This window comes from Mycobacterium sp. 852014-52144_SCH5372336 (assembly GCF_001665615.1).
Lineage (GTDB): Bacteria > Actinomycetota > Actinomycetes > Mycobacteriales > Mycobacteriaceae > Mycobacterium > Mycobacterium neumannii_A.
Window position 1 is genome coordinate 1 of sequence record NZ_LZSW01000068.1, and the last position, 6,554, is coordinate 6,554.

At 66.6% G+C, this 6,554-nt stretch carries 8 protein-coding genes; 3 read left to right on the top strand and 5 right to left on the bottom strand.

The window, feature by feature from the left end; genetic code table 11:
• Positions 1-81 precede the first annotated feature (81 nt).
• Both A5759_RS25215 and A5759_RS25220 read left to right on the top strand, forming a co-directional pair.
• Entirely contained in the window at positions 82-1,365 is a 1,284-nt protein-coding gene (locus A5759_RS25215; protein WP_064420204.1) for a DUF222 domain-containing protein, read from the top strand.
• Positions 1,366-1,601: 236 nt separating this feature from the next.
• Positions 1,602-2,186, top strand: a complete 585-nt coding sequence (locus tag A5759_RS25220) for a DUF4126 domain-containing protein (RefSeq protein ID WP_064396669.1) — start codon at positions 1,602-1,604, stop codon at positions 2,184-2,186.
• A gap of 13 nt (positions 2,187-2,199) precedes the next feature.
• Here A5759_RS25220 and A5759_RS25225 read toward each other — a convergent pair whose 3' ends face one another.
• Complete coding sequence (locus tag A5759_RS25225) at positions 2,200-2,448, bottom strand: hypothetical protein (RefSeq protein WP_068202192.1); 249 nt, start codon at positions 2,446-2,448, stop codon at positions 2,200-2,202.
• 146 nt (positions 2,449-2,594) lie between these two features.
• Positions 2,595-3,809, bottom strand: a complete 1,215-nt coding sequence (gene glgC / locus A5759_RS25230; RefSeq protein WP_064396672.1) for a glucose-1-phosphate adenylyltransferase — start codon at positions 3,807-3,809, stop codon at positions 2,595-2,597.
• Positions 3,810-3,940: 131 nt separating this feature from the next.
• On the opposite strand from glgC, the gene glgA reads away from it, so the two are divergent.
• On the top strand, positions 3,941-5,110 hold the full coding sequence (glgA, locus tag A5759_RS25235; protein ID WP_064420202.1) for a glycogen synthase: 1,170 nt from the start codon (positions 3,941-3,943) through the stop codon (positions 5,108-5,110).
• Between the two features lie 18 nt (positions 5,111-5,128).
• Here the strand turns inward: glgA and A5759_RS25240 are convergent, their stop codons facing one another.
• The 3 genes from A5759_RS25240 to A5759_RS25250 form a co-directional block, all read right to left on the bottom strand.
• Positions 5,129-5,296 (bottom strand): DUF3117 domain-containing protein, encoded by a 168-nt coding sequence (locus A5759_RS25240; protein WP_005059648.1) that lies wholly within the window; start codon positions 5,294-5,296, stop codon positions 5,129-5,131.
• Between the two features lie 145 nt (positions 5,297-5,441).
• Positions 5,442-6,089: a DNA-3-methyladenine glycosylase I gene (locus tag A5759_RS25245; RefSeq protein WP_066847552.1), complete on the bottom strand. Its 648-nt coding sequence runs from the start codon at positions 6,087-6,089 to the stop codon at positions 5,442-5,444.
• Complete coding sequence (locus A5759_RS25250; protein ID WP_064420200.1) at positions 6,086-6,439, bottom strand: DivIVA domain-containing protein; 354 nt, start codon at positions 6,437-6,439, stop codon at positions 6,086-6,088. The genes A5759_RS25245 and A5759_RS25250 overlap by 4 nt, the downstream gene beginning before the upstream one ends.
• Positions 6,440-6,554: the final 115 nt, after the last annotated feature.

Here is a 6,554-nt window from a genome sequence, read left to right on the forward strand (position 1 = left end):
CAAACACTGAGCTCAATGATCTACCTCTGCCTCGGCGGATTACACCCTCAGCTACCCACGAGAACGTGAGGAGCCGCACATATGTTCGAATCACTGGCAGTCATCGACACCGATGGCGATGAGGCGACGCTGGTTGACTGCATCGCCGAACTCGAGCACTTCAAGTCTGTCGCCGCTGCTAGACAGGCCCGGTTGACCGCGGCACTGGACCAAAAGCGCCGCGCCCGCGAGGCCGCCGAGGGCGTGCCCGCAGCCAAGCGTGGTCGCGGCTTGGCCAACGAAATCGCGCTGGCCCGCAACGATTCCCCTAACCGCGGCGGCCGTCATCTCGGTTTCGCGCGAGCTTTGGTGCACGAGATGCCCCACACGCTGGCCGCCCTGGAGGCCGGCGCGCTCTCCGAGTGGCGTGCCACCCTGATCGTCCGCGAATCCGCCTGTTTAACCGTGGAAGACCGCGGAAAACTCGATGTCCGGATGTGCGCGGATCAATCCGAACTCGAAGGCAAAGGCGACAAGCGCATCGCCGCCGACGCCAAAGCCATTGCCTATGAACTCGATCCACAAGCGATCGTCGACCGCGCCGTACGCGCCGTGCGCGAGCGTACTGTGACGATCCGTCCAGCCCCCGACACCATGGCCTATGTGACCGCGCTGCTGCCCATGCCCCAGGGTGTGTCCGTCTACGCGGCCCTCAAACGCGCCGCCGACACCACCTTCGACGATCGCAGCCGGGGCCAGATCATGGCCGACACCCTCTTCGAACGCATCACCGGCCAGCCTGCAGACGTTTCGGTGCCGGTCGCCGTCGACCTAATCATCACCGACGAGACGCTACTCGGCGGTGACACGACTCCCGCACGCGTTCCGGGTTACGGACCGATTCCTGCCTCGGTCGCGTGCCGATTGGCGAGCCGAGCCGTCACCGACGAGCGTTCGAAAGCCACGCTGCGTCGGCTGTACCGTCATCCGTCATCCGGCGCGTTGGTCGCCATGGAGTCGCGAGCTCGTTTGTTCCCGAAAGTCCTCGCGCAGTTCATCGCCTTCCGAGATGACACATGTCGCACGCCATACTGCGATGCCCCCATCCGGCATACCGACCATGCCACTCCGCACGGCGTGGGCGGGGAGACCAGCGAGCTCAACGGCGTCGGCAACTGCGAAGCCTGCAATTACGCCAAAGAAGCTCCGGGATGGCGGGTCACCACCCGACGTGACGGGGAGAGCACCCACAGCGCCGAGGTCACTACGCCGACCGGTGCCCGCCACCGATCTAAAGCGCCACCGCTGCCCGGCCGGCCGCCTTCGCCGGCAAGCAAGGTCGAAATCGCCTTCGCCGACGAAATCGCCTGGCGCGACGCTGCCTGATTCGGGGTTGTTCATCGCTTGTCAGTCCTGGCTGCTGCCAACGGTGTCATGGAGCCGGTACGGCTCTACGATTCGCCGTATACAGAGGCGCACCCCACGGTCCCGACACGGTATTCGCCGGCGCGGATGTTGAGGTATTCGTCGCCCCTTGTGCAGCTTTACGGATTGACGTCGGCCACCCACAGTGCGCCACTCTATCGGCGATGCGATCGCGGCTTGCGGCTCATAATGCGGAGATGGAACTGCTGACCGGCCTCGGCCTGGCGACCGCGGCGGGGCTCAACGCCTATATCCCCCTGTTGGCGCTTGGTCTGCTGTCGCGGTTCACCAACCTGGTCGCCCTGCCCGCCGGCTGGGCCTGGCTAGAGAACGGCTGGGTGATGGCGATCGTCGCGACGCTTCTGGTCGTCGAGATCGTGGCCGACAAAGTCCCGGCGCTCGACAGCGTCAACGATGCCGTCCAGACGTTCGTCCGGCCGACCGCGGGCGGCATCGTCTTCGGTTCCGGCACCGCGGCGCAGACGTCGGCGGTCACCGACCCCGGCGCGTTCGCTCAGTCCGGGCAGTGGATTCCGGTGGTGATCGGTGTCGTGGTCGCGCTAGTGGTGTCGCTGACCAAGTCGACCGTTCGTCCGGCGGCCAACGTCGCCACCGCCGGGGTGGCCGCACCGGTGCTGAGCACGGTCGAGGACGGGGTCAGTGTCGGACTGGTCCTCGCCGCGATCCTGGTGCCCGTGCTCGTGTTGGTGGCCGTCGTGGTCCTGGCGTGGCTGGCGGTCTGGATTCTGAGGCGACGGCGCCGCAACGCCGCAGCGAGCTGACTCCAGGTCCCGCTCACGTCAGCGTCGTGACGTAATGGCCGCCGGAGAAGACATCGATGTACCTGTTGCCGCTGATGTCCTTGTAGCCGCAGGTCGACACCGAGCCCTTGTTGGTGTAGGTCCCGCCGGCGGCTTTGCATTCGCTTTTGATCGTCTTCTCCGAGAGCTTCTCAGCGTGCGCGGCCGGCGCGGTCGTGGTCATTAGGGCGCCGACGTCGACGTCGCCGGCGGCGACGGCGGCCGTGATGGTGTTGCGTCTCATCGTTGTCTCCTGTGCTCGTGGCCTCGCGGGCCGTTTGACAGGAGCCAGCGTGAAGCACCAGGGCACAACGCATAAGGAGGGCGATGCCGAAACTCGTCGAGTGCACCCCTGGGTCTGGCGGACGGTCCGCGTTAGGGGGTTAGGGGTTAGATCCAGACGCCCTTGCCGACCGCGACCACTCCTCCGGCGCTGATCGCGAACCGTTCGCGGTCCTTGTCGAGGTCCACCCCGACCATCTCGCCCGGACCGACGACCACGTTCTTGTCCAAGATCGCGTGGCGCACCACCGCCCCGCGCCCGATGCGGGCCCCGGGCATGATCACGCTGCCCTCGACGATCGCCCCGTCGTCGACGACGACGTTGGACGACAGCACCGAATTCCGCACGGACGCAGCCGAGATGATGCTGCCGGCGCCGACGACCGACTCTTGGGCCGAACCGCCGTTGACGAACTTCGCCGGCGCGAGCATCTCCGACTCCCCGCGGATCGGCCAACGCTTGTTGTAGAGGTTGAACACTGGGTGCACCGACACCAGGTCCATGTGCGCGTCGTAGAACGCATCGAGGGTTCCCACGTCGCGCCAGTAACCGTGATCGCGTTCGGTCGCACCGGGCACTTCGTTGTTGCTGAAGTCGTACACCGCCGCCATGCCGTCGTCGACCAGACGGGGGATGATGTCGCCGCCCATGTCGTGGTCGGAGTGGTCGTCGTCGGCGTCGGCGCGGATCGCGTCGATCAACACCTTGGTGGTGAAGATGTAGTTGCCCATCGACACGAACGCCTCGTCGGGATTGTCCGGCGTGCCCGGCGGGTCGGGGGGCTTCTCGATGAAGCTGCGGATGCGGCCGGACTCGTCGGCGTCGATGACCCCGAACGCGGTGGCCTCCTGGCGCGGTACCCGGATACCCGCGACCGTCGCACCCGCGCCGCTTTCGATGTGGAACTGGACCATCTGTTCGGGGTCCATGCGGTAGACGTGGTCGGCGCCGAACACGACGATGTAGTCCGGATCTTCGTCGTAGATGAGGTTCAGCGACTGGTAGATCGCGTCCGCGGAACCGGTGTACCACCGTGGACCGAGCCGCTGCTGGGCCGGGACGGGCGTGATGTACTCACCCGCAAGGCCCGACAATCGCCAGTTCTGGGAGATGTGACGGTCAAGTGAGTGCGACTTGTATTGCGTCAGCACGCAAATCCGGAGATACCGCGCATTGACCAGATTCGACAGCACGAAGTCGATCAAGCGGTAGGCGCCGCCGAAGGGAACGGCGGGCTTGGCTCGATCCGCGGTCAACGGGTAGAGCCGCTTGCCCTCCCCGCCGGCCAGGACGATGCCCAGCACGTGTGGCAGTTCCCTCATGCTTCAAACCTATCGGCCGCTTCTGTCCTGGGCTACCCATTCCACGACGAGTCAACGTCTTCGACGCAGATCCGGCGGTTCCGACACGATCACTCCAGCGGCGGCTTGCGCCCGTAACTAGGGTCGAATTCATGCGGGTGGCGATGATGACTCGGGAATATCCACCCGAGGTCTACGGCGGGGCGGGGGTTCACGTCACCGAGTTGGTCGCTCAGCTGCGCCGCCTCTGCGAGGTCGACGTGCACTGCATGGGCGCCCCGCGTGCGGACGCGATCGTCGCGCAACCCGACCCCGCGCTGATCGGCGCCAACGCCGCGCTGTCGATGCTGTCGGCCGACCTCAACATGGTCAATGCCGCCGCACACGCGGACGTGGTGCACTCGCACACCTGGTACACCGGCCTGGCCGGCCACCTCGCCGCACTGCTCTACGGGGTGCCGCACGTGCTGACCGCACACTCGCTGGAGCCGATGCGCCCGTGGAAGGCCGAACAGCTCGGCGGCGGCTACCGGGTCTCGTCGTGGGTGGAGAAGACGGCGGTGGAGGGCGCCGACGCGGTGATCGCGGTCAGCTCCGGTATGCGCGAGGACGTCCTGCGCACCTATCCCGCGTTGGACCCGAATCGGGTCCACGTGGTGCGCAACGGGATCGACACCGAGGTCTGGTATCCGGCTCACCCGGAGCCGGGCGAATCGGTGTTGGCCGAACTCGGCGTCGACCCGTCGCGGCCCATGGTGGCGTTCGTCGGTCGGATCACGCGGCAGAAGGGCGTTGCCCATCTGATCGCCGCGGCCCACGATTTCGCCCCCGATGTGCAGCTGGTGCTGTGCGCAGGAGCGCCCGACACCCCCGAGATCGCCGCCGAAGTGACCGAGGCGGTTCAGCACCTGTCGCACGCCCGCACCGGGATCTTCTGGGTGCGCGAGATGCTCCCCATCGTCAAGATTCGCGAAATACTATCCGCTGCAACTGTTTTCGTATGCCCCTCAGTGTACGAGCCGCTGGGCATCGTGAACCTGGAGGCGATGGCATGCGCGACGGCGGTCGTGGCCTCCGACGTCGGCGGCATTCCGGAGGTGGTGGCCGACGGACACACCGGACGGTTGGTGCACTACGACCCGCAGGACGCGCCGGCTTACGAGAGCCGGTTGGCCGCGACGGTCAACGAGCTGATCGCCGACCCCGAGAGGGCGCGCCAATACGGCGAGGCCGGGCGGCAGCGCTGCATTCAGGAGTTCTCCTGGGCCCACATCGCCGAGCAGACCTTGGAGATCTACCAGAAAGTGGGCAATCCGGCGTAGCCGGTCACAGCGGAACCGTCAGCTCGTGACGTTCTTCAGTTCATCCCCGAGCGCGGCGGCCTCATCAGGGGTCAGCTCGACGACGAGTCTCCCGCCGCCTTCCAGTGGTACCCGCATCACGATGCCGCGCCCCTCCTTGGTTGCTTCCAGTGGACCGTCGCCGGTCCGGGGCTTCATCGCCGCCATCGAGTGCTCCCTCCAGATGAGCCGGCCCGCCCGCGGGCTCGGTCGGGGCCGAGACTGCCCACTCGTTTGACATTCCCGGCACTGAAACTGCTACTGAACGCCTCTATTGTTCCCTATCGGCGCCGTTCGGTGTGCAAAGACCCGGCTAAGGCCGCTTACCGGGTGCCGCTGAAGTCGCCGGTACCCAGCAGTCGGCGGTGTGATCGTCGACCATTCCGGTCGCCTGCATCAACGCGTAGGCGGTCGTGGGTCCCACGAAGCGGAAGCCGCGGCGCTTCAATTCCTTGGCCATCGCGGTCGACTCGGGGGTGACGGCGGGAATCTCGGCGAAGCTGGCGGGCCGCGGCCGGGGCCGCGGTGCGAACGACCACAACAGCTCGGCCAGGTCGGTTCCCGCGTCACGCAGGTCGGCCGCCGCTTGCGCGTTGGCGATGGTGGCCTCGATCTTCGCGCGGTTGCGCACGATCCCGGCATCGCCCATCAACCGCGTGATGTCGCGCTCGGTGTAGCGCGCGACCCGGTCGATGTCGAAATTGTGGAACGCTCGGCGGAAGTTCTCCCGCTTGCGCAGGATCACCAGCCACGAAAGCCCGCTCTGGAACGCTTCGAGGCTCACCCGCTCGAAGAGGGCAACCGAGTCGCGAAGCGGCCGCCCCCACTCGGTGTCGTGATAGTCGCGGTAGAGAATGAAATCAGCTGGGGCCAAACGTGATTCGTCGATCCACGCGCACCGGACACGGCCGTCGGGCTCGAAGGAGGGTTCTTCGGAGGTCTCCGGGGTGGCTGCGGTCACGACTCCTCCTCGGATTGCAATGCGTGCGCGCCACCCTCGATGGGCTCGTCGTCTTCGATGCCGTGGGTGGCCCGCAGGGTGGCCAGCTGACCGCGCAGCAGGTCGAGTTCCTGGCCCAGCCGGTCGAGCACCCAGTCGACTTCGCTGGTCTTGTAGCCGCGCAGCGTCTGGGCGAACTTGACGGCGTCGACGTCGGCGCTCGTCACGCCGGAGGCGGGCAGCACCGTAGCGGTGGTCTCCCGCGGCAACGGGGGCAGCGGTTCACCGCGCCCGAACACGACGCTGCCGACGGCGAACAGCACCACGGCGATCAGGACAAGTACGACCAGATACAGCAGAACCAGGCTCACGGTCTCGATACTGCCTCAGAGCGCCGACATCCGGCGGGCGACGATCAAGCGGCGAGGGACGAGCCGCGCTGAGGAGTCCGCCAATTCAACCCGGCGGACGACGATCAAGCGGCGA

Excerpts from the sequence above, each read along its gene's own strand:
- A5759_RS25220 (WP_064396669.1), top strand. The coding sequence starts at position 1,602 with ATGGAACTGCTGACCGGCCTCGGCCTGGCGACCGCGGCGGGGCTCAAC.
- glgC (WP_064396672.1), bottom strand. The coding sequence starts at position 3,809 with ATGAGGGAACTGCCACACGTGCTGGGCATCGTCCTGGCCGGCGGGGAG.
- A5759_RS25225 (WP_068202192.1), bottom strand. The coding sequence starts at position 2,448 with ATGAGACGCAACACCATCACGGCCGCCGTCGCCGCCGGCGACGTCGAC.
- A5759_RS25240 (WP_005059648.1), bottom strand. The coding sequence starts at position 5,296 with ATGGCGGCGATGAAGCCCCGGACCGGCGACGGTCCACTGGAAGCAACC.
- glgA (WP_064420202.1), top strand. The coding sequence starts at position 3,941 with ATGCGGGTGGCGATGATGACTCGGGAATATCCACCCGAGGTCTACGGC.
- A5759_RS25215 (WP_064420204.1), top strand. The coding sequence starts at position 82 with ATGTTCGAATCACTGGCAGTCATCGACACCGATGGCGATGAGGCGACG.